The sequence below is a fragment of the Vibrio sp. B4-6 genome (genome assembly GCF_963888245.1).
Lineage (GTDB): Bacteria > Pseudomonadota > Gammaproteobacteria > Enterobacterales > Vibrionaceae > Vibrio > Vibrio anguillarum.
Window position 1 is genome coordinate 332,702 of sequence record NZ_CAWPIM010000011.1, and the last position, 25,683, is coordinate 358,384.

Genomic DNA, 25,683 nt, shown 5'->3' on the forward strand with positions numbered 1-25,683 from the left:
ATGGCAGGCCTATATTAAGCATTGAGCAGAAGAATGGAACCAAATATTCTGGATTTACGCCAGCAGCGTTGTCCGATGGCTTTATTACTTGCGAAGCGTCACACTGTTCAATTGGTTTTGGGTGAGGTATTAGACATTTGGCTTAACGACGTCAGCTCAGGACAGGATATAGAAAAATATTTGTCTACTCATGGCTTTCGTTGCCAGTGGAACACGTCACCCGACTATTTTTGGCTAAAAGTAATTAAGGAACTCGATTAAATGTTTGAAATGGTAACTCGTTGGTATCAAAGACGCTTTTCTGATCCTCATGCCGTTAGTCTGGTTGCTATTCTGTTTTTTGGTTTTGTAACGATATATTTCTTCGGTCATTTGATTGCGCCGCTGCTTGTAGCCATTGTGCTGGCGTATTTACTTGAGTGGCCAGTAATGCAATTGCGCCGTTTTGGGCTTCCTAGGTCCGTTTCCGTAATTTTGGTGATTTTGCTGTTTGTCGGTTTGATGCTGCTGGCTATCTTTGGTTTAGTACCAACCATTTGGAAACAGGTTGGTAATTTAATCAATGACATTCCTAACATGTATGCAGGGTTGCAAAGTTTCATTTTGAGTATTCCTGAACGTTACCCTGAACTCGATAACTTACAGATTGTTGAGTCGGTGATAAGTAATGCGAAGAACCAGGCTTTAGGTATGGGGGAAAGTGTCGTTAAAGGGTCACTTGCTTCTCTTGTGAGTTTGGCCACCTTGGGTGTCTATCTCATTTTAGTGCCGTTGCTGGTCTTCTTTTTATTGAAAGATAAGAATGAAATGCTGCGAATGACCAGTGGGTTATTGCCACGCAACCGTAAACTCGCGGCTAAAGTATGGCAAGAGATGAACCAACAAATCTCAAACTACATCCGTGGAAAAGTGTTAGAAATACTGATTGTTGGTAGTATCAGTTACGTCACTTTCGCCATTCTTGATTTACGTTATTCTGTGTTACTTGCTGTGGCTGTGGGTCTATCGGTTTTGATCCCTTATATTGGCGCGGCCGCTGTGACGGTGCCAGTTGCCATCGTCGGTCTCTTCCAATGGGGCATGACTCCGCCGTTTTACACATTATTAATTGCTTATGGCATCATCCAAGCTTTGGATGGAAATGTATTGGTTCCCGTTCTATTTTCTGAAGCCGTAAATCTACATCCCGTTGCTATCATTGTCGCGGTGTTAGTCTTTGGTGGGCTATGGGGGTTTTGGGGCGTATTTTTTGCAATTCCTCTTGCCACTCTAGTAAAAGCAGTATGGCATGCTTTGCCCAGCACTGATGAACCTGTTGTTGAGGCTGAATCACCCTAAAATCACTGAATTATAAATAAAAAATAGAGAGTAAACAGAATCTCTAAGGAAGCCTAAACCGTAATCGTTTTAGGCTTTTTTTTGCCAAATAGTAAATATTGATTAGACTGAACTAAGTGGATGTGTAAAAAAGCTATAGATTTTTTGTAACTTGGCGATAACTAACTATAACCACAAAAATGATAATTAATTTGGCATCAATGAGGGATACTTATGAAGTTTAGCCAAAAAATAGTTGCAGCTTCTTCTGCACTTCTGCTTGTTACCGTCTCGCTTATTTCCATTCAGCAACTGAGCATTGTGCGCTCGGAAATAGAATCCCTAGTTACAAAAAGTCTGAGTGAAATGGAAGCTGGGGTCAAAAACACCATTGTTTCTGAAATGGAAAGTAAAAAAACCTTGGCTCAATCGACGACTGAAGTGATTGAGCTTGATCCGCTCAACCGGGATTACGTTAAAAATATTCTTGAAAAGCCGAAATTGAAAAAAAGCTTTTTAGCCATAGGGTTAGGGTATGAATCTGATGGTAAAGTGGTGGAGAATGATGACGGTTGGGAACCAAGCGGTGACTACGATCCTCGCAAGCGCCCTTGGTTTGTGGATGCTAAAGCATCGAAAAAACTTATCGTTACAGCACCGTATGTCGATATTTCTACCAAAAATGTGATCATTTCTATTGGTACGCCTATTTACGATCAAGGTCGATTCTCTGGTGCCATGTTCTACGATATGGAATTGACGGGTTTAGCTGAATTGGTGAACTCTATTAATTTATTCGATGCGGGTTACCTCTTTATTGTTTCAGGTGACGGAGCGACGATTGCCCACCCTGATACCAAAAATAATGGTGAGAAGTTATCGACTTATTTACCGCAAGTGACTCTGAAAGAGGGAGACCAACAGATTGAAATTGATGGTACCCGTTATCTCGTCAGCTTCACTCATATTCCAAGTGAGAACTGGTACATCGGTGCGATTGTTGATGAATCCATCGCCTTCAATGCGATTGGCGTATTACGTAATAGCTCTATTATCTATACGTTAATTGGGCTTGTGTTGAGTGTGATTGGTTTGACGCTACTGATTAAAGTGTTAATGCGTCCATTAGGTGTGCTCAATGAAGCGATTCAAGATGTCGCCTCAGGGCAGGGGGATTTAACCAAACGCTTGGATACCAATACGGACCAAGAGTTTGCTCAACTCGCATCAGGGTTTAATACCTTTACTGAGACGCTGCAAAAGCAGATCACGCAATCAAAAGCGATTGGTGAAGAGATCATGCGTGGTACAGAGCTTACGGTACAGGGAGCTCATGAATCGGCCGAAGCAATGCGTACTCAGTTACAAGAGCTAGAGCAGCTTGCAACCGCAATGCACGAAATGGCGGTGACATCGACAGAAGTTGCCAATAATGCGCAAGGTGCAGCAGCAGCGGCGAAAGAAGCCGATGAAGCAACGCAAGATGGTTCCAGTGTGGTCAGTGAAACGACATTGTCGATCGACAATTTATCGGCCCGCATTGACCAAGCGGTGGAAGAGGTGAAAGGCCTAGAGTCCGCGACGGCGAATATTGAAACTATTTTGAAAGTGATTAATGACATTGCTGATCAAACTAACTTGCTTGCCTTAAACGCGGCCATTGAAGCGGCTCGAGCGGGTGAATCTGGCCGTGGCTTTGCCGTTGTTGCTGATGAAGTGCGTACACTAGCTCAGCGCACTCAGCAATCGACCACCGAAATTCGCAGTATGATTGAGCAATTACAAGCAGGAGCGAGTTCGGTTTCTTCGGCTATGAATGAAAGTAAAACGACGGCTGTTGATGCGGTGAATAAAGCGAAAACGGCAAATTCGGCATTGAACCGTATTCGTGATGCGATACAAGTGATTTCGGACATGAATATCCAAATTGCATCTGCGGCAGAAGAGCAAAGCCTTGTGGCTGAAGAGATCAACACCAATACAGTGAAGATTAAAGATTTGTCGACGCAAGTGGCACAATCTGCTGAAGAAGCCAATATCGCAATGCAGGTTCAAACGGAAAACGTTCGTGAGCAAGATGCCCTGCTCAATAAGTTTATTGTGTAATTACACATCAACTTTTGATTAGTCGCGTTACAAAAATGCCAGTATTAAGAACTGGCATTTTTTATTTCAGTCGAGTTTTGATTATTGGGCGTTTAGATAATCAAGCACCACTTCATGGTGATCTTTGGTTTTGAATTTATCAAAAACCTGTTCAATGATACCTTGCTCGTTAATTAAAAAGCTAATCCGGTGTAGACCATCATAAACTTTGCCCATGAAGCGACACCCTTGGGAATATTCTAAGACCTAAATTTTGACGATTATTGACAAACTCTATTTTTAACAGTGAGTTAGGTTAATAAACTTTCTTTTTGAACTCTAATTATAGCAGTTGTCATAATTTTTTGTGAATCGGGCTGTTTTGACGCTTTTCCAAGCGAACACTTGTCATAAAAAACTTAGGTAATGCTACAGATCAAGCTAATTGTCATTGCGACAGAATCGCTTGGTGATCACAAGCATGGCTCGGAGTCCGTAACTTACTTGTGGACAAAAACGAGCGTGCTTAAACTTCTCTTCATAACGGAAACGAATATAGATGAAGCAATAATAGGCTTGTTTCATAATATCGAAGTGTTTTAAAATTGAGCTTAACTGCGTAGCCATCAAGTTAATCAGTTCTCTGAATAGTTTGAAGTCCAATGTAACTCGGTAAGCTATATAGCTATGTTTTCAAGAAAACGTCAAATAAAGGATTTTAAATTGTGGAAAAGCTAATAACATTTTTAGCCCAAAACCCAACCCTCACAATTTTAGCTGTGGTTGTTGCGTTATTTATTTTAAAACGCACCTCAACAAAAATACTTTCTTCAAATCGAGGAGTTAGTGTTGGTAGAGATATCAATGCTCCGATAATGACTGGGGATATAAACTCCAATCAAACCAGCGTATTAGGACTACTTGCCAATATCGCCACGATCATCGCACTTTTGGTTAGCATCGCTACTTTATATATTTCTTATTTAGCTTTAGCTTAAATAGGACTAATGGGATGGTTGAGCAGATGCAAAATTTAATTGCCAAAGTCATAGCTAAGGGGCGCTCGGTTGCAGCAGGCAGAGATATCAATGCTCCTATATTTACAGGTGATATCGAAAACTCAGAAATTAACATTGATCAAAAGTCATTCGCACAAGCAACATTTTTAGCGCAAGCTAGTGCCTTTGATAGCTATAACAACAAAATCCCATTACTGTGGGCAACGCACGAATGCTTAAAGTTACTATCGCCTTCTAAACAACCTCAAAAAAATTTAAAAATAAAGTTTATTCAAAATAAGAGTGGCGTTAACGTAATTGTATTGAATGATGCAGCTAAAAATATAAGCTTACTTCACTTTAAAACAACTGGTGGCGATATTGATAAAAACGACCTAAAAGCCATTATTTCAATATTGTCAAAAGAGTCGAAACCGGATTTATCTTTCCAAATTATATCTAATAAGGTGCTCTCAAAGCCGGTTAATGATTTTTACTCAAAGGCTGTTTCTGGAGAATTCAAAACAAAGTTATTTAATAAAGAAAAAGACTCATTTACTAATTTTAAAGTGGCTACTCTCAGCAATATTTTCCCTAGCTCGACTGTAGAAACTTTAAACAACCAAAGCTATGCAATGCCGCACATTACTCCCGATAATATAGAATGTGTAAGTGAGCTAACTAAGGCTTTAGCTGTATACCTAATATCACAAGGGTCATTAAGTGAATACGCAATGATAAAGCGCCATGATTTAGAAGTGAGATTTGGTGCAGAGCACTATAATGATATATTCCCATCACCTCCAAAATTTGAAGCCTTCATACCAAGTAACCTCAGAAACTACCAAGAGTCAATTTTACAATCAATACTAACCGAAAACAAAAACTCGATAATTCATGCTCGTGGCGGAGTTGGTAAAACAGTAATGGCTAGGCTAGCCAATACAATAATCCCCTCTCATTCTCACTCTATTGTTTACGATTGCTTCGGTGATGGCCTTTATCGTTCAATTAACAGCCCAAGACACTCTTTTGATAAAGTATTAGTTCAAATCGCTAATGAATTAGCAATTAATGGTCTATGCGAACCTCTAATTGCAAATGGAAAAAACAAAGAGCGATTAATGCAAGAGTTTATTTCTTGCTTAGAATCCTCAGTGAAATGCTTAAAAAGAGCAAATACACAGGCACATCTATATATTTTTATAGATGCCGCAGATAATGCGGTCATGGCTGCTAAGGAAAAAGCTGAAAATTCAATTGTTACTCAGTTACTAAATGATTTAATGATCGATGGCTGTACTGTTATTGCATTATGCCGAACCGAGCGAATTGAATTGCTAGAGCCCAGAAACGAAATTGTTCAATTTGAATTAAGAGAATTTTCTGAAAGTGAATCATTCGCTCATTTAAAACATTATTATTCGGATGCCACAGAAGAGCATGGCAAAGAATTTCACCGTTTATCAGGAGGTAATCCTCGTGTTCAAGCATACGCTATAGAAGAGTTTCCTGTATCTTTGAATGATATGCTACAAAACTTAGGACCAACCCTAACCACTGTAGACGCTCAAATAGAGGTTCAGCTAAATAATGCAATTGAAGGACTAAAAAATAAAAATACCGCCACAGAAGGCTTAAAAATCGATCTGATTTGTACAGCTTTAGCTAGTTTACCTCCATTTATTCCCATAGACGTTATATCAAAACTCTCTAATCTTTCTGAAGACGAAATTACAAGCTTCATCAGTGATTTTGGCCGTGGTTTAATATTAATCGATAAGTGTATTCAGTTTAGAGACGAACCAACTGAAACATGGTTTAGGAAACAGTTTGCTTCTACATCTGAGCAAGCTAAAGAGTTTGTAGAAAACATACAAGAAATAGCAAATTCAAACAGCTATGTATCTGAATGTTTACCCTACCTAATGTTGGCAGGGGGAAATCTCGAGGACTTAATAGAGCTAGCACTTTCAGAAGAATTCTTGCCTAAAGGCAATCCAGTGGACGCTAGAAGCATCAGTACATCACGACTAAATGCTGCATTGAAATCAGCCATACAACTGGAAGATTATTTTTCATTTATTAAGTTAGCATTGAGAACTGGAGAAGAGTTCGCTGGTGACCAAAGGCAAATAGAATTATTAAATCAAAATGTAACCTTAATTGGTATGGTTCAATCGCCTACCGAAGTTCAAAAATTAGCATTTCAAGGGCGATTATCTGGCGGATGGAAGGGGTCTGAAAATCTTTACAAATCAGCCCTATTATCAATGCATGGGGAATTTAAAGGCGAAGCACTAAGTTATCTAAGAGCAGCAGAAAACTGGTTAAATACCTACTTAAAAACAACAGCAAAAGATAAACGAAAAAGGCATGAGGAAAATCTTTCTGCTGAAGATGTTGCCTTGCTTTTTACTGTCCACTTAAACCTACTTGGTCCTGAGAAAGCAATTAATCGAATATTAAGTTTTGCTCCTACACAAGCGGTTCAAAACGCTATAAGTATCTTTGCAGAGAGCTTACTCGACACATCTAGATTTGAAGATTTACAACAACTCGCCCTCTTTTCTAAAGAATACAGTTATTTGTGCATTAACTTTATAAACTTATTATTTTTAACACAAAATTCTATAGATGAAGAAATTCTTTTGAGTTGTTTGAAAAATATAGAGAGCCCATCAAATAAGCTAAATGAAAAAGCTAATGAAATTATTCCAACTCAAGAGTTACTAGTATTTATCGAGTATTGTTTCGCTATTGGGCACGATGGCACTAAACTAAATCAGTTACTGCTTCGTCATGTAAAATTAGAGCCAAAAACTTGGTACGCAAACCCTTCTTCTTATCACAATGATGACCTAATAGAATTCATTGAATCTGTAGCTTTAATGGAAGAATTGACTGGTGAGACACTACCAGAAATAGAAACCTTTCCTAAAGAGTTCTTATCCGAAAACTTAAACTATACACAACAACAGGATAAGGATAAATACGAAAAAACTTTATCAGCAATGGTGCCCGCACAGCGTTTTCTAATTCGTACCAGAACTAATAAAATTAATGATTTCGAGACAGAATTCAGAAGCACGTTTGATGAAGTTCAAAAACACCTTCCCGCTTCCTATAAACGCCAAAATTTCATTCCTGAGTTTGTTAACAAACTAAAACAAAAAAGCATATTCTACTCTAAAAGTGTAAATCAGGAACAACGAAAATTACTACTTTCAAACATAGTCAAGAACGCACCTTATCAATTGCTACTCCAAGGTCTATATTTTAGTTGCCGTGTAGCAAGCTTGTTTCATCTATCAGATATATATGAAAACGCGTTAGCCGAGACTATGTTGAATCACAATAAAGAAGGGGCTGAAAGCAAAGCAAGTTCATATATTGATATTGCTACAGCCTTATGTTCATTAACTCCAGCGTTATCAGCAAAATATTTCAACAAAGCAATTGAAGCTACCTCCAAATTTGGAAATGAAGTCCTACATAGACACTTTGCTATTTTAAGTTTGGCTGAGAATAGCGCTGCAAGTGGTTGCTCTGCTGAATTGACATATCGCTTTTCTCGTAGCACCGAAATCTTTTATGAGTATATGTCTGACCATTTCCCGTTAGAGAGAACAATTAAAGCCATCCATGATATGAATGCACCATCCTCATTTGCAATTATGGCTAGGTGGATAGAAAGAGAAGTTACATACTGGGGCCCCTTCGAAGATACAGTGATATCGAACTCAATCTCCTGTAATGCATTGAAACCTCAAGAAGCATGGGCTAGCCAAGGGTTAATTGACAATAATGGATATGCAGAATTTACCTGTCAATGCTTAAGAGTTGCTGAAGACCAAGAAATTCGAAATATTATTTTTAAGGATGCTGCTCAACAAGCCTTGATCAAAGGGTTATCTATATCTTCATTGTTATCTATTAAAAATGCTGGTGCCGAGTTTGAGTTATCATCTCAAGATCTTAATGAGGCAATTCAATATTTTGACAAACAACACACTCCAGTACGACCAACTCAAAAGCATTACCAATCAGAAGAAGAATTTGAACCAGTAGATTGGAACAAAGTATTTAAGTCAAACAACTTTATAAGCTCTAAGGAAATTGGAGCCTCACTTGTAAGCTTTAAAGCTTTGAAGAATAAAAGTTATGACGAATGTTTCTGGAGTCAACTATTTGCAAGAGCGCCAATCCTAGCAGCAGTCGATGTTTTAGAAGCAATTTTACAATGTAATTTTTCTTCAAATTACGAATTATTAAATGCTTTGGAAAATACACCTCAAGAGTGGTTTGAACGAGAAGGAGTGAAAGAGTTATGGATAAAAGGCTTTGATCTGTACACACAATTAAATGCAGTTACAGTCTCAAACCCTTGGTGGCCTGAGCACTGGACTTCACGATTTAAACTAGAAGAAGATTTTTCAAAACTAAGGGTTTCAGGTATAAAAAAAGCATTAGAGAATATAAGCGATTTTGACGATGCTGAATTTATTTTTTCTGTTATTACAGTTCTCTCACAAGAACTGACTTCTTCCGAAGCTACAGAAGCTTTAGCTTACGCTTTAGAAAGGGTCGAACTGCACGTTGATGAAGATGATGGCGATGGTTATTGGTCGAGAGTATTGACTCCTCCTGAATACAATACAGAAGCCTATGCATCTTTTATTTGGTCAATATTAGCTAACCCCACATCAAAAATTAGATGGGAAGCAGTCCACATCATCTACCGTCTTGTAGAACTTAACTGCGAAGAAATCATTGATTCAATGGTTGCTTTATTCGATAGAGATGAGATAGGAGCCTTTGGCTCAACACGTTACCCATTTTATAAGTTTCATGCTCAATTATATTTTATGATTGCTATCTACAGAGGTGCCCAATCAAATGTTCAGCTTTTGTTTAAACATAGTGCATTCTTTCTAAACCAAGCGCTAAATGCAGACCATATTTTATTAGAGCATTATGCAGTGAGGATATCTCAATGCTTATTAAAACAAAGGAAAGGTATTTATCTCCCTAATGAAAAAGACAAATTAGATACGGTAGGTGTTAGTACATTTAGTAAGAATATACAAAAAGAAACTAATAAATTTGCAACAGCTAATATTTCTAATATTGATAAAGAGTTAACCGAACTATCATTTTTTCTAGACTTCCAAGAGTACTGGCTCAAGCCACTAGCAAATGTGTTTAATATATCTGTTAAAGAATTAAAACAGACTGCGATTAACATAGTAGTTAATGAATGGGGAGTTACTTTGGACGAAAGGTTTATTAAAGATCCACGTCCTCATGGTCATAAAGAAACACATGCAAGACACAGCTCTATACCGTCGACTCAGCCATATGATTTCTACTTGGGATATCACGTCATTTTCACAATGGCATCAAGGTTACTCAAAAGCCACCCTGTAGTTGAAGGTAAGTATGACTGGGAAGATGACCTTTGGGCTGACTGGATTTCTGGCCACCTTTTATCGATGGATAATGGCTATCTTTTGGCAGACCTTAGAGATCCTGCACCTTTAGTAAGAAGGGAGTGGCTAAGCAAAAAAGCTACTGACTCATGGAGATGGGAAATTGAATATAGTGACTTTCTCGAAGGACTACTATTAAGTAAAGATGGCAGAACATTTATATGTGTTACAGGTTCTTGGTCTGACAATGATGGTAGCGGCAACAACGAAACCTACAATATCTCCAGCGCACTAGTATCCGTTAACAATTCAGCCTCCTTGTTAAAAGCTCTAGTTTCATGCAGAAATCCTCACGATTACAAATTACCTTCCTATAACGAGGAACGGTTCGAATTAGATGATTCTGGTTTCAAAATGAAAGGCTGGTTGATTGAACCTGACGAGTATAAAAAACTGGATGAAATAGATCCCTACGCTGGGGAGCTAAAGTTTCCAATACGAAGAATCAGTAAAGAATACGAAGAGTTACTCAATTTAAATTATTCCTTACTTACAAGAACATACTTGGATGATAAAGGAAATTCTCAGGGGTTCTCTGAAACATGGACCGATACACGCAGTAATGACCGTTATAATGACAACATAATTCGCGACGGTAATAGGCTTTATCTGTCTTTAGATATATTAAAGCATTTATGCGTTAAAACTAAATTATCACTAATTTTGGAAGTATCAATTAACCGCCAAAGCTCAACTCACGATAAGGATGTACCAGATGATGTCAAATACCCGGGACCATATTGCAACTTGTATACTCTCTCAAAAGATGGAGTCATCAGAGATTACCAATCAAGAAGTTATCAACTTAGGTAAAGCTATCATCACTGAGCTAGGCATGATAATTGACTGTAATACTCCAGCCCGCTGGTTAGTACATTATATTGCTGAAAATATTCACAAGTCAGAAAACTGTCAAGGTGAAGAAAAGGAGTCAGCTGAAAGGAAATGTGTAGATGCAATTTTTAAGCTTTGGCATCATCGCTCTGAGCTCCCTAGGGGTATTAACCCATTTAGCGAATTTGATTCTGTTTTCAGAGGTCTTTCAAGGTTAGATAACTCGTCTCAAAAACCATACTTCAATGAATTTTCACAATTTGATCATCAAATAGATCCTGAAGAAACAGCTGAAAGCAAACAATGGGTTGATATAGCCATCTCTATCGATAAAGTAGCAAAAGAGCTAGTTTCAGAAAGCTTTAACTCAGCTGCTGCCTCAGCTATTTCAGAGAGAGCTAAGAAGGTACTGAAGCTAGCACCTGAAGACACGGGTGAAGATATTAGAATAATGCTCAGTTTTATTTCTGATGAAGAAGCTAATTCAAAAGAAAATGAAATAAAAGCGATTCAATCAAAAATAGAAAAAGTTAAAGCACTAAAATCTATTTGCGATGTGTTTATAGAAAAATACCAAAAAGATATTGCTATCATTGACAAGTAAAGTAATACATTAACACACTTTGGGGCAAAAACGAGTTTGCGAAAAGTGAGGGACGTCAGGCAAACTAGGCTTGCTATGAGAACATGTCCACCTGAAATTCAGCTTTTTTGTTATGAAGCCCACGGGCTTCCAACCAAGAGTAGAATCGACTTCGAGAAATCGATACACCACGTTCGTTTAGTTGCCTAAGAATTTCAGCTTTGGTGGTCTTGGTGTCGAGAAGGTTCAATATAAACGCTGTATGCTCATCAAGCCTTGATTTCACCTTCTGTCCCCTCTGACGGCCAGATGATAGCCCTTTGGCCTTACGTTTAGCGTGCCCAGCTTTAGCTCGCTCAGAGCGCTTCTGGGCTTCTACAGCGCTGGCAAAAGACTGCCCAATAACTGTAAAAATGATTTCAGCATTATCAACGTTCTCTGAGCTGATGATGGTGTCGTTGTATGCTAAATGTAGCTCACCATAAGAGGCTATTTGACCAATGGCACCTACTAGCTCCATAACTTTATGGCGACCCAACCGAGTGATATCCGATACAATGATACTTTGTTGAGAGGTGATGAGAGAAAATAACTTCCGCTCACTCAACTCTGTCTTGGTGGCAGACACGTGCTCTTCTATCCAATCCGTTATTTGTATGCCACGTTTAGCAGCGTACGCCTTGATAGCTTCTCTTTGTGATTCGCCATCGGCTCTTTGTGAATCTGATACTCGAATGTAGCCAATCATGCCTGTCCCCAAGTTAAGAGTTAATTGCTCATGGAAGCTTATTTGCTGTTTAGGTAGTCTAATACGACTTCATGGTGATCTTTGGTCTTGAACTTGTTAAATACATGCTCAAGGTTACCAGACTCATCAATCAGGAAGCTTGTTCGTACTACCCCCATATTTTCGCGGCCCATAAATTTCTTGAGTTGCCAAACATTGTACTTTTCACAAACTGTGTGGTCTTCATCGGCTAGCAAAGTGAAGTTAAGCTCTTGCTTGTTGATAAAGTTAGTTAATTTTTGCGGTGTGTCTGGGCTGACACCAAGAACAACAACATTGTGGGCATCTAACTCAGCTTTAGTATCTCGTAACCCTTTAGCCTGAACTGTGCAGCCGGGTGTTGAAGCGCGTGGGTAGAAATAGAGCAGTACCTTTTTTCCCTGAAACTCAGATAGCGTCACTGGGTTATTGTCTTGGTCATTTAGGGTAAAATCTGGTGCGATTTGTCCAGCTTCGATTGCCATTGGTTTTGTCCTTACTTTCTCAATTAATGGTATTTGGCGTAGCGTTATTCGCTATGTCCTTTTTAGTGCATTTTTATTACGTTAGAGTGTGCGTTTTTATCGTTAATTTAGTGTCCTGTCTAGTGTTCACACTAAACAGTACGTTTTTTAGTTGCAGCGCTAAACGCTACTTTGGTTTTCTAAATTGGGGTGCAATAACATTGTCTAAACGAGACGATACGATTTTATCCATCGCTTTCTCTCGCTGACTTTCATGTAACATCTCCATTAGTTCTTGAACGACCTTAATATGAGTGGCTGCTTGAACAGCTAACGCCTCTTTATGGCCTTGAGCTTCGTCGTAATACTCTTTTTTCTTCTTATTTGCCTGTGCTCTTTCTCCTTTGAGTGCCTTTATTTTTTTTTGAAGTACTTCAATAGGGGCGTCAGAGGTTTCATCCTGATCAACTTGTACTTCTAATGATTTATTTTCTATCATTAAAACGACGTCGTTATGCCTTCTGAGTGCGCCAGGGGAAAGGCCCGCTTCTTTTTCAACATTGCTTTTGTTGATTTTGAGCTTGCCCTTTCGAGCTTTATTGCGCACCTCTCTCGATGTCAACTTCGCTACATCACCATCCAACAGTCTTTCCAATGCTTTGATTAGCTTATTTTTGGTTATCTGTGACATTATGAAATCACTCCGTATGGGATAAGTAAGTTCTTAACTTCATCAGGAAAAATGACAGGCTCATAGTCGATACCTAAATCACCCATAATGCGTTCAGCTGCTTGAACTTTTATGTAAGATTCTGAGGCGGTTTGAGGGGTGAGTTCGTTGTTTTCAATATCATAAAGCATGTGGATTTCAGCTTCTTTACGCTTTGCTTCGGCAAATACGGCATCAACGATGTAATCATTCTTGCAGTCTACACATTCCATCAGGTTAACTAGCGTTCTTAAACCACAGGTAGTCGAAGTACAATATACCCCTGGGGCAACAGCATGAATGTGGCGGTTTTGAGTTCTAATTTGCTTTTTCCAATAGCTTAGAGACAGTCTATCGTTATCCACTTTATCCTTGAATAAATTACGGTCTGTTTTCATCATATTCTTAGCAAACTCTTTGCCTTTGCCTCCTGCAACTCGCTCTTTGTTTGCCAGTTTTTGATAGATGCTCAAATAAACACGGGCTTTCTGGTCGATCCTTTCTTCATCAATTTCGTTAGCAAGAGTCTTTTTCTTTTGTCTAATCTTTTGGAATTTACTGGCGTTCTTAGCGTAGTGCCGGGTCATTGCCATAGACACATGACTAAATTGCTGTTTCAGTTGCGGAAAGTTACAAAGCTCGTAACCAATTAAGTAGTAAGCAAAAGAGCGGCGAAGTTGATGCCCTGTAAATTTATAATCATCACCCACTTCAAACGATAAATTTGGGTCAGATGTTTTTAGGTCAATAATGTCTTCATTGGTTAGCGCAAGTTCTTCGCCCATAGCATTTTCAAACCAAGCTTGAGAATGTTTCCCTAGTTGAATCTTAGTTACTTCACTACAATCCTCTTTTATTTTATGGAAAAAAGATTGTGAGTCAGGATGAAGTTTTCTTAGTGGTGCATGTAGCGCTTGAAGAACCTCATACGCTTTCATGCCGATTTCGGTAGTGACAAATTCATCTTGCTTTGATTGAGAGCCTTTAGCTGTCTTTGATAGGTTGGCATGGATAACGTGTATCTTCTGTCTTTTTATTATCTCAGTCGTGCAGCCCTGAACTGTGTTTAGGTCATACATCTCATCGGCTCTCATTCCTGTTCGAGCCATTAAACCCCATAGGCAGCCACCATTGAGCTTTGTAAAAAGCGATCGAGCTTCTGTAAGTCCCGTGATTGACCATTGCCCAATTGCTAGTTGGCGTTCGGTGTGGAACTTATCAATGTAGTCGTTCTTTATCTCTGGTTTATGAAGACGTATGAGAGTAAGTGTCTCTTCTTCATTTGGAGAATTAAGCGTTGCAAAGGCTTCTTGAAAAGCAAATGTACGCTTTGTATTTATTTTGGACGATTTCCCTAAATACCATTGAATATTACCGTTTTTTAATCTGGCTTCATCACTGACAAGATACTTAGCATAACCCTCATACGCCTTATCAAAGTAGGTGGCGATGTATTCTGCCAATTGCTCTAGCTCATCACGTAGGGCATAAGCTTCATTAATAAGGGCTTCTGACCTTTGAAGACCCAGATAGTAGAGCCTCTGAGGAATGACGGTAAATTGCTCAGCTTCTTTGATTACTAAACCAAAGTCAGAGGCGGTAAGCTTTTTGTTTAGGTTGACTTCAAACGGCAAACCTCTGGCTTCTTTGTAGAGGCGATTGAGTCCGGTGTAAATATCAGATCTTTCAAAGTCGATGCTGGTAAAACCCGTTAGCACCCAAGTTTCGAGTCGGTCAAAATTTAAAGCCGATAAGGTGTTATACCCTTCATTTAAAAGTGGGGTAATGACTTTCTTTAGGTCTACTAATGCTTCTTTAAGAGTCGAAAATGAATGGTTATGAGGTGATAGCCACATCATTTTTAGTAGGAGGGTCTTAAGCTGATTTTTTAGGTTACGTTCAATAACTTTACCATCGAGCGTAAAATCAATGGTTAAGGTTCGCTTTGCTCTTGGCTCAAAATAAGGCTGTAGGTTTCTCCAGGCTTCATCATCACCAATTTTACCTAATGATTTACCCGTAACAGTAAAGCCAATCTCAAGGCTTTCGATCTCATCCCAATCACCACGCTCAATAGCTGGCTTTAAAACATCCATTAAGTAATTTGCATGAGCACCAACATTTTCTTGTGCTTTAAGAAGCTTATTTTGATGCTCTAGGTCAGTGAGTTTTATCATTTTAGCCTCCGTCAGTATATGGATAAAAGAGCGTGATCGAGATAGACTCTTGGGTGACGACCTTGGGAATTAAATCGCTTCATAGCCCCGTCATACACATCGTCACTAGCCCCGTCTAGCGTATATTCAAACTGTTCAATTTTCTCATGAATATCACTTTTCGCATCAGGGTACATATCAAGTGTTTCTTTAAGAACATCTATGTATGAAATGAGCTTATAAACAGCTTCAACGTCATCTACCGCCTTGGCTGATTGGCACTTGTAACACATATCAAATTCAGCACAAGGTAAGCTTAGGCCTACTGCATAGTTTGTTTCTCGCTGCGTGTTTTTGCCATCACTAATGGCTTGTTGCCCATTACAAGTTAGACCATTGGGGTTGGTTTTAGCATTCCCTGCTGTGCGCTTTTTTTCCCACTCATCGTGTGACAACATCGGAATGCCACGCCTTTTCACCACAATATCTTTTGCTTGCTCTAAGCTCGTTTCATCATCGAGGTTTTCAATGACCTCTATACTCTGAGATAGGATGACTTTATTTAGTAATGGATGCCCGTTAAGGTAACTTCTCTCTAACGTTTTCTTCGCGTTTTGGAGTAAGCTTTGAGCGCCTTGAATTCCACCTTCGGCATAGGCTTGGTTACTGGTCATTTCTCGCCAGCGACTCGATTGAAGAGAGATATAATAATGGTTTGGCTCAACAGACCAAGTGCGCATTAAATGTGGTGAAATAGGGCTGATACCTTCCCAGTCTTTAGGGGTATTACCAACATTTCGTGCTAAAAGCAGCCGTTCATATCTCTTTGGCTGCTTGTCTGCTCTCTCTTTAGAAGATTGCTCAATATCTTTGATTAAAGCTAAATCAGAAGCTGGTACTTTAAAGAAACCACCTATGCCATTTCTATAGTTAAAATAAATGGTGACATTGCCATCACTATCTCTTTCAGAGTACGTGAGTGGAAGTAAAATACCTTTAAGTGGCAAGTCTGTATAGCAAGACAAAATACAGTAGGCGCTATTGGTTGCCCCTTGCCCTGCCTTGGCTTTGTTAGTTGCTTGTGTTTCTTTATGAACAACAGTGCGACCTAGGTGATTATCGACTTTCTTTAACGTGATTGTTTGTTGGTTTCGGTAGGCGTAAAACAGCTCTTTAAACCAAGGTAGGTTGCCAGCCCGATACGGAGATAACAGTTGTAGTTGGTTAACGAGCTTTTTATTTATCTCTTTCAAATCAAAGGTATGATTCACATCAGCGTTGTTATTGAGGGTGAAAATTAACTCAGAGCCATCTTCACTATTGCCATACAGCTTAGATAGTCGTTCGAGTAATCGAATAAACTTCACTCCATCGCGCTTATCAACGTCAAATTGCTCACCTACCAATAGAGCATCGACCTCTTTGTCCGCTCTGGGCTTATAGCTTGAGATTTTCACAACTTGCAGGCTCTTATCTCGCTCTTCTGTATGAACTTTAATTGGGTGGGCAATATTTCGAATGTTGCTGTCGTTCAGTGAGGTGAAATAGCACATCAAATGATATGCAGCGCCCATCGTAAGATTAAAAGCTGCTCTAGCATTAATGTTTGTACCATTTTTACTTGTTCCGCCCCATTTAGAATCCAATGATGTAGGGATTGAAACCACTTCTTCATGTTCGCCAAGGGCAATAATAATAGGAAGCGCTTCTGGCAAAGGTGTATTGTTTTCTTTGGCGGCAATAAGCTGTGGTGCGAGAGTGAAGAATAAATGACTCAAACGTGTCACAAGAAGCTCTTCTTCTTCCTCTGAATATCCCTTATGTGACGTTTTTTCTCCTGCAAACCCCCGATGATGCAAAGCCCATGAAGAAGCTGGGAAGCCACACCAATCGAGCGCATTACGAAGGGATGAAAGTGTAGTCGGAGCTGAAGATTCTTTAATACCTAGCTCATCACCATGATTGTATTCCCATAGGTGTTTTGAAGGACTAAACATCTTGATACGATGCCTTAATTCACCATCATTGCCAGCAAACTTCAAATACCCACTTTCGGTAAATGGCTCAACATTTACCGCATCACAAAAAGCAAGATAGGAACGCAAGTTATCGTAGAATCTAGTGGCGGTTCTTGCTGATTTACCATTATCGACATGTTGGTTGGCTTTCTCGCAAAACCGCCTAATAAATACTGCTCGGCTGTTTATTTTCTCATTTTCTTTGTTACACCCTAAATGCAATAAGTGAGAAACATCGAACTGCTTTGGTTTACTTAACGTCGTATTTTTATAAGGAATCGTCAGATTCAAAGGCACAACATTTTGACTATTGCGCACACGTTTAACGGAATTGGTTTGTCTGGTAATTTTACTTTTCGCCATTACGCCCAGCCTCCGTTTATTTTGCGGTTTTTCGCTTTAGCCATGTTGACTTGGTCGTCAAGTTTATTCATGAACTTAATGTATTTCTCAGTGGTTGACGTGCTTGCGTGTCCCATTAATTCAGCTAGTTCATCCATCAGGAAGTCATAGCCAACGGCACGCTTTTGCGACTCCTGCCAAAGCCAATGAGTTGCAAAGGTAGAACGTAAATCATGAATCCTGTAATACCAAGAAGAGTCTACTTCACGTATCTGTTTTCGAAGGTTTGAAAAGTGCGTTTCTAAAGTGTTGCCTGAGTAGGGAGTCCCTTTATTTGAAATAAAGAGGTACTCTACGGCATCTAACATCTCACCTGACTGAACAAGCTCATTGCGTTTGTTTAGGTTCGTAAGTCGTGTGTTACTTTCTTTATATATCTCTAGTTCTTCGTACAGTTCAATGGGAATTTCTACGGTACGTTCCTTACTACCTTTTGTGCGAGTAATTTTGACTGGTACTGCATCTAAATCACTGTAGTCAGCCTTTCCTATGTCGTGAGCGGGGAAGTGAATAGCTTCGTCAATTCTTAGCCCAGCCTCGACACATAGCCGAAAGATTAATCCTGTCGCCTTTGGGAGTGAAGTTACATGTTCATTAAATAAAGCCTTGTGCTCAGGGTGCATGGGCTTTAGCTTTTTATGGGTGGGAGTGTTTTGTTTTTTGGGAAACATCTTCATGAGATTAGACGTTTCATAAGTACGGTTAGAGCCTGACTTTGTATGAGCCAACATATCGTGCTGATTTAACTCTTGATGCACTGTTCCAGTTGTGTAGTGGGTAACAACATTCTTATCGTCATTTTTGATGTAGCCGTATTTTTGCATCCACTTATAGAATCCAATAACGGCACTCATATAACTTCTAGCGGTAGATAAACTAAAAGCTTCATCGCCATTTGCACCTTCAATATTATTGCAGTTAGCAAGTAGAAACTTCGCAAATCGCCAAGGTGCACCTTCTTCTTCATACTTGGATAGGGTTTTATAAGTTAGATATTCAGGTGGTATTTCATTACCATCTTCATCAACTTGAGAGTAGTGAGTGGAATCTAAATAACGAGTAAAAGCTAACAAGCCTTTTGCAATCGACCCAGTGTCTTTGACTTTCCCTTCACCACGTAATTTATACATGAGGTATAGGGCTTGTGGGTAAACAACCGTCCCATCAGGTGCAATGATGATATCTGTTTTCTTCAGGCTGGATTCCAGTTCGGAAGGGGAAAGGTTGGGAGAGTGCGTCACCTCTCCAGATTCAGTATCGATACTCGCTGAAATTTTTAGCTTTGCTAATGTATCTACCTCGATGGAAAGCAGTTGGTAGTCATCATAAATATCAGAATATTTGTCTTCATGCGTTTCTATCACAAAACAGCCCTCAATATGTTACCCACATATCAAAGATAGGTTTGTCATAAAAAATCATCAAGGTTTATTGTCATGAAAATTTTATAAGGGTAAACTTCTTCTCACCCCATACGCCGAACTGCTCAGCAACCACGTGGTCTTCATCGGATAATAAAGTAAAGTTTAAGTGATCACGTTCAATGAACTTACCTAAACGCTTCACGGGATCGGTGCTGACTCCGAGTACCACTACGTTGTGAGCATCGAGTTCCGCTTTTACATCTCGAAGGCCTTGAGCCTGAACAGTACAACCTGGTGTCATGGCTTTAGGGTAAAAGTAGAACAACACCTTTTTCCCTGAGAAATCAGCAAGGGAAACGGTATTTCCATCTTGATCTAAAAGTGAAAAAGCAGGTGCTGGCGTGCCTGCACCTGCAGTAAGCGTTTTCATTATTCTTCCTTTTTTATTGACTGTTTTTTATAAAGTTGAGCGAACCTTGTACATCCAATGTCTTGCATAAACTGTCAAATTCTTCTTGTAGTTGCATTAAGTTACACCCTGAATCGACACTGGCGATAATGGCAATATGAAATTGGTCGTGATCAAGATGTAACTTCGATTTATGAATCGTCTGCGCACTCAGTGAAGCCATACCAATATTACGATTGGCAAAAAATTGAGTGAATTTCTCTGTTAGGCCAATTTTGTCTTCAGACTCAACAAACACTTCAACCGTATAGGCATTATCTTGATAATCATGAGGTGATGTACGTTTCATGATGGTGATGAGATCATGTTGTTGGCCTAATAAAGGTAAGGTTGTCTCTACTCGGGTGATGTGGTTTGTATTGCCAGAGACCAGCATGATGAGCGTGAACTCTTTGCCAAACAAAGCAATTCGGCTATCGATGATATTGCAGCCTGATTGCGTAACTAAACGTACCACTTCATTACAGATACCAGGGCGGTCTGTCCCTACAGCAGTGATCACTAGATGCTGAGTCATAATATCGCTTCACTTTTATCGTTTTGGGCATGTTATCACAGTTAAATTATAGAGGAACGGTGGTGGAATAGCTTTTTAAGAACTCCGTCTTGAAAATAACGTGTTGTTGACATCGACATATTCAGATCCGCTATAAAGTTTGCCCTTAATTGATGTTGTTTGTTAAACCTCTAACATCTGATAAATATTCATCCAAATGGGCTGATTAAGCGAATTTAATCCCTTGTGTTTTTCAATCGCCTTACAGTACCATGCAGAAAGTAACAAATTAGGGAGATGGACATGTTTTCAGGAAGTATCGTAGCGCTCATTACACCGTTTAATCATGATGGTGAGGTTGATTTTGTTAGTTTGAAGAAGCTGGTGGACTTTCACGTGACAGCCGGAACTGACGCCATTGTTGCCGTCGGAACAACGGGTGAATCTGCCACGCTAACCGTTGAAGAGCATGTCAAAGTTGTCGCAAAAACCGTCGAGTTTGCCGAAGGACGTATTCCTGTGATTGCGGGAACGGGTGCGAATGCTACTCATGAGGCGGTAACGTTTAGCCGTTTATTAAATAACACAGGTATTGCTGGCTGTTTAAGTGTGACTCCTTATTACAATAAACCAACCCAAGAAGGTTTATTTCAACACTACAAAGCAATTTCTCAAGAGACTGATATCCCTCAGATTCTCTATAATGTACCAGGCCGTACAGCGGTGGATTTGCGTCCTGAAACCGTCGCTCGCCTTGCTGAAATTAAAACGATTGTCGCTTTGAAAGATGCAACGGGTGATTTGAGCCGAGTGGCTCTTCATCGTGAGCTTTGTGGAAAAGACTTTATTTTATTAAGTGGCGATGACGCGACAGGTTTGGAGTTCGTTAAATTAGGTGGACAAGGTGTTATTTCGGTGACGAATAATATTGCCGCTAAAGATATGGCGCAGATGATGCACTTAGCATTAGAAGGCCGATTCGACGAGGCTGAGCTTATTAATCAACGTTTAATGCCTTTGCATAAAGGTCTGTTTGTTGAGTCGAGCCCGATTCCAGTGAAATGGGCTGCTCACAAAATGGGATTGATTACAAATGGTGATCTACGTCTACCTTTGACTGAACTGTCTGAACCTGTACGTTCAACGGTTGCCCAAGCCATGACCGAAGCTTGTATCTTCTAAATCGATTCAATATTGTGCCGAGGCTTTTTCCTCGGCAGTCTAGGAGTTTGAATGAAATTTACTCATCAGCTAGTTATCAGTTCACTAGCTGTTTTTGTTTTAAGCGCATGTGCTGGTAACGCTTCTCAGCGTCGCCAAGCAAAAGATGATTTTGCTTATTTAGAAACCCCGGCTCTAAAAGAGTGGCAACTTCCTGAAGGAGCCACTCCGCAGTTTTACCCTAATTACCAGATTCCTGAAGGTGACTTCCAAGGTGGTATTGGCCGTACTGTGGATATTCGTCCTCCTCAACAAGTATTAGAATTGATCCCAGGCGCGCGTGCCGAGCGCCAAAATGGCGAAGTGACATTATGGATGATCAAGCAAGATGAAGCCGATAAGGTGTGGCAAACTGCGTTAGCCATGCTTAAAGAGCGAGATATTGGTATCGCTGCACAAAGTGAAAACCAGATTGATACTGATTGGGTGACTTGGGTTTCCGAAGATGAAGAAGTTGAGATTGGTAGCCGCTACCAAATCTCACGGGTAATGGCGAATAATCGTTTTGGCTTTAAGATTTCATTGACTGGTTGGCGTGAAGGTGGCAAAGAGATGTCAGTGAGTGCCACCAATAAAGAGCGTTATAATGCGTTCATGACCAATTTGGTCACGGCTCGTTACGATACCGATCTACGTCAAGAAGCAGCACGTAAAGCTCAACAGTTGGTTAAACAGATCCCCATTACGATGGGCAGTGACCGTAGTGGTTTCCCTGTAATTATTGCTCGTACCTCTTACGATGTTCTGTGGCAACGTTTGCCTAATCTTATGCCGCAGATCGGTTTTGCGCTCGAAGAGCGCAACCAATCTCAAGGTACAATAAAAGCGAAATACTCCGCGCCAGATGACGCTTTTTGGCAAGACATTGGCGTGAAACCTATCTCGCTGAAAAGTGGAACTTACACCTTCTTATTAGGTGATCTAGGCAACCGTACCTCGATCAACGTGACCAATTCAGCTGGCAAACCGGTGGAAGAAGAGCTATTGAAAGATATGGTGCCTGTACTGTCGGCGATTGCCGAGCGTCAGTAATTGTGATGACGAATCCATGAAAAATAAAGGGACGAAAGTCCCTTTATTTTTGCTCTGAATCTGAGTCTTCGTGCTTATCAAGTTCGTTGAGTTTATCCAGATCACTCTTTTTCCCTTTCAAGCCAAATTTCATGTTAGCCGTGTATTTCAGCGCGGCAATATTACCGATAAACACCGCTAAGATTACAATAGTGATAACCCAAGGGTTGGTAATGAATTCCATATCAGGACTCCGGTTGGCTGATGTTAACAATGTACTGAGTGTAGATCCGATCTAAGTTCTCTTGTACCGTCGACACACCTAGGAGCGGCATGTTTTCAAGCTGTGTCGCCAATATGCTTGGCGTCAACAGGTTAAGACAGTCTTTAGCCGCTGTTTTGTGGCTAATATGCCAAGGTTCAAACGCAACACCGCCTTTCTTTCCTTGGTAGGGGAAGAAAAAACCAAACTTAGGTAAATGCTCTTTCATCCATTGATAAAAAGGAGCTTGGTGGCCTGAGAGATATTCCCACGGTTCAAGCTTGAGTGTGACACCTGTCGGTAATGCTTTGCGATCAAAAACATCAAAGTCACACCCCCAATGGTGGCGGCTGCTACCGGGCAGCGCTGACCAGCGCAAAATCGTGAATATCTTTTGTTCTTCGCTTAACTGAGCAGGGTTTACCGGTTGACTGTTATTATCAAGTAATTCGGCTTGCCCTGACATTTTCCGATTCCAGATGTTCAACTGGCGTTCAAAATCACGAAACCCACTGGCGATATGGAAATCAAAACCAGCGTCGTCAGCCGCTTGCTTTAGAGCGAGCAAATCTTGGATCACCCCGGGGTGAACCAAGAAAGATTTCTGCCCAATCAGCACTGATGTTAAATGGGAGTCGGTTTGTCCGGTCAACTGCTCTGGAGTCATGGGTTACACCAATAAATTCTCTAGGGTTTTTTGGTACATATCCGTCAGTTTCTCTAAATCGGCAATCTTAACGCACTCGTTAACTTTATGAATTGTCGCGTTAACAGGACCAAGTTCGACCACTTGTGCGCCCATCTGGGCAATAAAGCGTCCATCAGATGTGCCCCCTGTCGTCAATAGCTCTGGGGATTTGTGGTTCACCTCATCGACGGCTTTAACGACGGCAGTCAGTAATGAGCCCGTATCGGTCAAGAAAGGTTGGCCGCTTAATGTCCAGCGTAATTCATAATCCAATCCATGGGCATCTAAGATAGAATGCACGCGGCGCTTGATCTCTTCATCGGTTAACTCGGTACTGAAACGGAAGTTAAACTGCACGTCAAACTCACCGGGGATGACGTTTGATGCTCCCGTGCCAGCTTGCAAGTTTGGAATTTGGAAGCTGGTCGGTGGGAAATAAGCGTTCCCTTCATCCCATTTTATTGCCGCAAGTTCGGCTAACGCAGGCAAGGCTTGGTGAATCGGGTTATTAGCAAGGTGAGGATAAGCAACGTGTCCTTGAATCCCTTTTATCTGTAGATCGCCTGTAATTGAGCCACGACGGCCATTTTTTATCACATCGCCCACATTTAATGTACTCGATGGCTCACCGACGATACACATATCAATTGGCTCATTACGCGCCATTAACGTATCGACTACGCGAGTGGTGCCATTGATGAATGGCCCTTCTTCATCTGAAGTGATCAAAAAGGCAATCGAACCTTGATGGTTAGGGTGCTGTTCAATAAAGCGCTCGACAGCGACAACCATGCAAGCAAGCGAGCCTTTCATATCTGCCGCCCCGCGCCCATGTAAATAACCATCAATTACAGTCGGTTCAAACGGCGCTGTATGCCACTGCGCTAAAGGGCCCGCGGGAACCACATCCGTATGGCCAGCAAAGGCAAAAAGAGGCGATTGAGTGCCGCGGCGAGCCCAAAAATTAGTGGTATCTTCAAAGACCATTGTTTCCACTTCAAACCCTAGTGCTTGTAAGCGTTTAATCATCAGGTCTTGGCAACCTGCATCCTCAGGAGTTACTGATTGGCGACTAATGAGATCTTTTGCGAGCGCCAGTACAGGGCTGTCTGTCATCCTTGAAATCCTTGTATTAAGAGAAAATAGCAGCGTATTGCTGAGCATTAAAACCGAGATGGTAATGGGTATCGACCAATAAGATAGGTCGTTTGATCATAGCTGGTTGTTCAACCAACAAAGTCACAACACTGTGAGCATCTAACGACTCTTTTTGTGACGGCGTGATCTGACGAAAGGTTGTACCGCGTTTATTGAGTACATTTTCCCAACCAAGTGCTTGGCAAAACTGAGCCACGAGCTCGGCATCAATACCTTGTTTGCGGTAGTCATGAAATTGGTAATCCACCCCCGCAGCTTCCAACCATTTCCGTGCTTTTTTAATGGTGTCGCAGTTGGGAATGCCATACATGGTGATCGTCATAAAAATCCTTGTTGAGGCGTATTATTTTTTTAATGGTCAAATCCTATCAGGAAGCGCTGTGGCTTACAAAATAGAGATGCTTTTATTTCGTTGTTTAAAAAAAATGTGTTTCAGTTGCTTACGATTGGAAAGTTATTGATCGAACGCAACACTCTAAATGTGAAAACAGAAATAATGAAGCGGCACAGTAATAGGAGGTGTCAATGGAACTGAGTCCTGTTTTTGCAAGGCGACTGTATTTAGCTTTGTTAGTAGAAAGCCTTGAAAGACCAAACGTGCCCAAACTCATCGAAAAAACGGGGTGGCCTCGCCGTACGATTCAGGATGTCCTGAAAGCACTGCCAGGAATAGGGATTGAACTGATGTTTGTTCAAGATGGAAGGCGTCACAATGATGGTTACTATCAACTCTCTGATTGGGGGCCATTTGATAGTCAATGGGTATTAGATCGTCGCTGTGATATTGCGACTAGCCTTGGATTTAGTGCATAAGCCAGCATTTGCTGGCTTTTTTATGGTGTTTTCATATTCACATTGGGTAAGCAACGATAAACAGTACCGAAAATCGTGACGGAGGTTTTGAAATAATTGGAGTAGTCGAGCGTTACTGTATCGCCTCCCAGTTGATGAGCGTGAGTTTTTAGCTCGTTTACTGCCCTTCGAATTAATTTGTCATTGGGAATGAGCCAAGAGCTGAACCAGTAACCTTCACTGCCTGTCACATCCCCTAACCAGTCACACTGACCAGCATCAAATCCGGCATCAGTACGAATCTGGATGCGATCTGCATCGTTTAGGAGTGGGTTATGTGATGAGCTACAGCCTATCATTAGCGCTGCCAGCAATAATATAGATAGTCTTTTCATAAG

21 protein-coding genes and 2 pseudogenes are annotated in these 25,683 nt (G+C 40.6%); 9 read left to right on the forward strand and 14 right to left on the reverse strand.

Translation table 11 applies throughout. The annotated features are described in order from the left end of the window. Window positions 1-33: 33 nt before the first annotated feature. From AACV20_RS04500 to AACV20_RS04510, 3 genes are all read left to right on the forward strand, one after another. Window positions 34-261: a sulfurtransferase TusA family protein gene (locus AACV20_RS04500; RefSeq protein ID WP_013856280.1), complete on the forward strand. Its 228-nt coding sequence runs from the start codon at window positions 34-36 to the stop codon at window positions 259-261. Further along, complete coding sequence (locus tag AACV20_RS04505; protein WP_017042765.1) at window positions 262-1,338, forward strand: AI-2E family transporter; 1,077 nt, start codon at window positions 262-264, stop codon at window positions 1,336-1,338. 213 nt (window positions 1,339-1,551) lie between these two features. Then, window positions 1,552-3,423, forward strand: coding sequence for a methyl-accepting chemotaxis protein (locus tag AACV20_RS04510; RefSeq protein ID WP_017048845.1), 1,872 nt, complete (start codon window positions 1,552-1,554; stop codon window positions 3,421-3,423). A gap of 81 nt (window positions 3,424-3,504) precedes the next feature. On the opposite strand, the pseudogene AACV20_RS04515 reads toward AACV20_RS04510, so the two are convergent. Next, window positions 3,505-3,645: pseudogene (locus tag AACV20_RS04515) on the reverse strand (thioredoxin-dependent thiol peroxidase); the annotation flags it as partial. A gap of 482 nt (window positions 3,646-4,127) precedes the next feature. On the opposite strand from AACV20_RS04515, the gene AACV20_RS04520 reads away from it, so the two are divergent. From AACV20_RS04520 to AACV20_RS04530, 3 genes are read left to right on the forward strand one after another with little or no spacing between them, the layout of a single operon-like run. Then, window positions 4,128-4,400 (forward strand): hypothetical protein, encoded by a 273-nt coding sequence (locus AACV20_RS04520; protein WP_017048848.1) that lies wholly within the window; start codon window positions 4,128-4,130, stop codon window positions 4,398-4,400. A gap of 14 nt (window positions 4,401-4,414) precedes the next feature. Next, complete coding sequence (locus AACV20_RS04525) at window positions 4,415-10,705, forward strand: hypothetical protein (RefSeq protein WP_170906941.1); 6,291 nt, start codon at window positions 4,415-4,417, stop codon at window positions 10,703-10,705. Continuing rightward, the gene (locus tag AACV20_RS04530) at window positions 10,608-11,330 is read left to right on the forward strand and encodes a hypothetical protein (RefSeq protein ID WP_236732773.1); all 723 of its coding nucleotides are present in this window, start codon (window positions 10,608-10,610) and stop codon (window positions 11,328-11,330) included. The genes AACV20_RS04525 and AACV20_RS04530 overlap by 98 nt, the downstream gene beginning before the upstream one ends. Window positions 11,331-11,403: 73 nt before the next feature. On the opposite strand, the gene AACV20_RS04535 is transcribed toward AACV20_RS04530, so the two are convergent. From AACV20_RS04535 to AACV20_RS04570, 8 genes and pseudogenes are all read right to left on the reverse strand, one after another. Continuing rightward, window positions 11,404-12,057 carry a recombinase family protein gene (locus AACV20_RS04535; RefSeq protein ID WP_017048851.1) on the reverse strand — a complete coding sequence of 218 codons (654 nt, stop codon included), beginning with the start codon at window positions 12,055-12,057 and terminating at the stop codon, window positions 11,404-11,406. Between the two features lie 38 nt (window positions 12,058-12,095). Beyond that, on the reverse strand, window positions 12,096-12,560 hold the full coding sequence (bcp, locus tag AACV20_RS04540) for a thioredoxin-dependent thiol peroxidase (RefSeq protein WP_017048852.1): 465 nt from the start codon (window positions 12,558-12,560) through the stop codon (window positions 12,096-12,098). A gap of 166 nt (window positions 12,561-12,726) precedes the next feature. After that, window positions 12,727-13,230 carry a hypothetical protein gene (locus tag AACV20_RS04545; protein ID WP_017048853.1) on the reverse strand — a complete coding sequence of 168 codons (504 nt, stop codon included), beginning with the start codon at window positions 13,228-13,230 and terminating at the stop codon, window positions 12,727-12,729. Continuing rightward, window positions 13,230-15,425, reverse strand: coding sequence for a tyrosine-type recombinase/integrase (locus AACV20_RS04550; RefSeq protein WP_017048854.1), 2,196 nt, complete (start codon window positions 15,423-15,425; stop codon window positions 13,230-13,232). Before AACV20_RS04550 ends, AACV20_RS04545 begins: the two co-directional genes overlap by 1 nt. Before the next feature lie 11 nt (window positions 15,426-15,436). Continuing rightward, window positions 15,437-17,785 (reverse strand): hypothetical protein, encoded by a 2,349-nt coding sequence (locus tag AACV20_RS04555; protein WP_170906942.1) that lies wholly within the window; start codon window positions 17,783-17,785, stop codon window positions 15,437-15,439. Continuing rightward, window positions 17,785-19,188 (reverse strand): tyrosine-type recombinase/integrase, encoded by a 1,404-nt coding sequence (locus tag AACV20_RS04560; RefSeq protein WP_017048856.1) that lies wholly within the window; start codon window positions 19,186-19,188, stop codon window positions 17,785-17,787. Before AACV20_RS04560 ends, AACV20_RS04555 begins: the two co-directional genes overlap by 1 nt. Window positions 19,189-19,279: 91 nt before the next feature. Beyond that, window positions 19,280-19,618, reverse strand: a pseudogene (gene bcp, locus AACV20_RS04565) (thioredoxin-dependent thiol peroxidase); the annotation flags it as partial. 13 nt (window positions 19,619-19,631) lie between these two features. Then, window positions 19,632-20,174: a glycine cleavage system protein R gene (locus AACV20_RS04570; RefSeq protein ID WP_170906943.1), complete on the reverse strand. Its 543-nt coding sequence runs from the start codon at window positions 20,172-20,174 to the stop codon at window positions 19,632-19,634. A 282-nt stretch (window positions 20,175-20,456) separates the two neighbouring features. Here AACV20_RS04570 and dapA point away from each other — a divergent pair, with 282 nt between their 5' ends. Then, on the forward strand, window positions 20,457-21,335 hold the full coding sequence (gene dapA / locus AACV20_RS04575; RefSeq protein ID WP_026028067.1) for a 4-hydroxy-tetrahydrodipicolinate synthase: 879 nt from the start codon (window positions 20,457-20,459) through the stop codon (window positions 21,333-21,335). Window positions 21,336-21,386: 51 nt separating this feature from the next. Next, entirely contained in the window at window positions 21,387-22,406 is a 1,020-nt protein-coding gene (gene bamC / locus AACV20_RS04580) for an outer membrane protein assembly factor BamC (RefSeq protein WP_170906944.1), read from the forward strand. Between the two features lie 43 nt (window positions 22,407-22,449). On the opposite strand, the gene AACV20_RS04585 is transcribed toward bamC, so the two are convergent. From AACV20_RS04585 to AACV20_RS04600, 4 genes are read right to left on the reverse strand one after another with little or no spacing between them, the layout of a single operon-like run. After that, the gene (locus AACV20_RS04585; protein ID WP_170906945.1) at window positions 22,450-22,629 is read right to left on the reverse strand and encodes a DUF2897 family protein; all 180 of its coding nucleotides are present in this window, start codon (window positions 22,627-22,629) and stop codon (window positions 22,450-22,452) included. A gap of 1 nt (window position 22,630) precedes the next feature. Next, entirely contained in the window at window positions 22,631-23,314 is a 684-nt protein-coding gene (locus AACV20_RS04590) for a M15 family metallopeptidase (RefSeq protein WP_019281605.1), read from the reverse strand. 3 nt (window positions 23,315-23,317) lie between these two features. Further along, window positions 23,318-24,451 (reverse strand): succinyl-diaminopimelate desuccinylase, encoded by a 1,134-nt coding sequence (gene dapE, locus AACV20_RS04595; RefSeq protein WP_017045749.1) that lies wholly within the window; start codon window positions 24,449-24,451, stop codon window positions 23,318-23,320. A gap of 16 nt (window positions 24,452-24,467) precedes the next feature. Beyond that, window positions 24,468-24,815, reverse strand: a complete 348-nt coding sequence (locus AACV20_RS04600; RefSeq protein ID WP_170906946.1) for an ArsC family reductase — start codon at window positions 24,813-24,815, stop codon at window positions 24,468-24,470. A gap of 203 nt (window positions 24,816-25,018) precedes the next feature. On the opposite strand from AACV20_RS04600, the gene AACV20_RS04605 reads away from it, so the two are divergent. Beyond that, window positions 25,019-25,306 (forward strand): winged helix-turn-helix domain-containing protein, encoded by a 288-nt coding sequence (locus AACV20_RS04605; protein WP_010318729.1) that lies wholly within the window; start codon window positions 25,019-25,021, stop codon window positions 25,304-25,306. Window positions 25,307-25,326: 20 nt separating this feature from the next. Here AACV20_RS04605 and AACV20_RS04610 read toward each other — a convergent pair whose 3' ends face one another. Then, a complete protein-coding gene (locus tag AACV20_RS04610) occupies window positions 25,327-25,680 on the reverse strand; it encodes a DUF4156 domain-containing protein (RefSeq protein WP_170906947.1) in 354 nt (117 codons plus the stop codon). Window positions 25,681-25,683 lie beyond the last annotated feature (3 nt).

Excerpts from the sequence above, each read along its gene's own strand:
- AACV20_RS04500 (WP_013856280.1), top strand. The coding sequence starts at position 34 with ATGGAACCAAATATTCTGGATTTACGCCAGCAGCGTTGTCCGATGGCT.
- AACV20_RS04505 (WP_017042765.1), top strand. The coding sequence starts at position 262 with ATGTTTGAAATGGTAACTCGTTGGTATCAAAGACGCTTTTCTGATCCT.
- AACV20_RS04510 (WP_017048845.1), top strand. The coding sequence starts at position 1,552 with ATGAAGTTTAGCCAAAAAATAGTTGCAGCTTCTTCTGCACTTCTGCTT.
- AACV20_RS04525 (WP_170906941.1), top strand. The coding sequence starts at position 4,415 with ATGGTTGAGCAGATGCAAAATTTAATTGCCAAAGTCATAGCTAAGGGG.
- AACV20_RS04530 (WP_236732773.1), top strand. The coding sequence starts at position 10,608 with ATGATGTCAAATACCCGGGACCATATTGCAACTTGTATACTCTCTCAA.
- AACV20_RS04535 (WP_017048851.1), bottom strand. The coding sequence starts at position 12,057 with ATGATTGGCTACATTCGAGTATCAGATTCACAAAGAGCCGATGGCGAA.
- bcp (WP_017048852.1), bottom strand. The coding sequence starts at position 12,560 with ATGGCAATCGAAGCTGGACAAATCGCACCAGATTTTACCCTAAATGAC.
- AACV20_RS04545 (WP_017048853.1), bottom strand. The coding sequence starts at position 13,230 with ATGTCACAGATAACCAAAAATAAGCTAATCAAAGCATTGGAAAGACTG.
- AACV20_RS04550 (WP_017048854.1), bottom strand. The coding sequence starts at position 15,425 with ATGATAAAACTCACTGACCTAGAGCATCAAAATAAGCTTCTTAAAGCA.
- AACV20_RS04555 (WP_170906942.1), bottom strand. The coding sequence starts at position 17,785 with ATGGCGAAAAGTAAAATTACCAGACAAACCAATTCCGTTAAACGTGTG.
- AACV20_RS04570 (WP_170906943.1), bottom strand. The coding sequence starts at position 20,174 with ATGACTCAGCATCTAGTGATCACTGCTGTAGGGACAGACCGCCCTGGT.
- dapA (WP_026028067.1), top strand. The coding sequence starts at position 20,457 with ATGTTTTCAGGAAGTATCGTAGCGCTCATTACACCGTTTAATCATGAT.
- bamC (WP_170906944.1), top strand. The coding sequence starts at position 21,387 with ATGAAATTTACTCATCAGCTAGTTATCAGTTCACTAGCTGTTTTTGTT.
- AACV20_RS04585 (WP_170906945.1), bottom strand. The coding sequence starts at position 22,629 with ATGGAATTCATTACCAACCCTTGGGTTATCACTATTGTAATCTTAGCG.
- AACV20_RS04590 (WP_019281605.1), bottom strand. The coding sequence starts at position 23,314 with ATGACTCCAGAGCAGTTGACCGGACAAACCGACTCCCATTTAACATCA.
- dapE (WP_017045749.1), bottom strand. The coding sequence starts at position 24,451 with ATGACAGACAGCCCTGTACTGGCGCTCGCAAAAGATCTCATTAGTCGC.
- AACV20_RS04600 (WP_170906946.1), bottom strand. The coding sequence starts at position 24,815 with ATGACGATCACCATGTATGGCATTCCCAACTGCGACACCATTAAAAAA.
- AACV20_RS04605 (WP_010318729.1), top strand. The coding sequence starts at position 25,019 with ATGGAACTGAGTCCTGTTTTTGCAAGGCGACTGTATTTAGCTTTGTTA.
- AACV20_RS04610 (WP_170906947.1), bottom strand. The coding sequence starts at position 25,680 with ATGAAAAGACTATCTATATTATTGCTGGCAGCGCTAATGATAGGCTGT.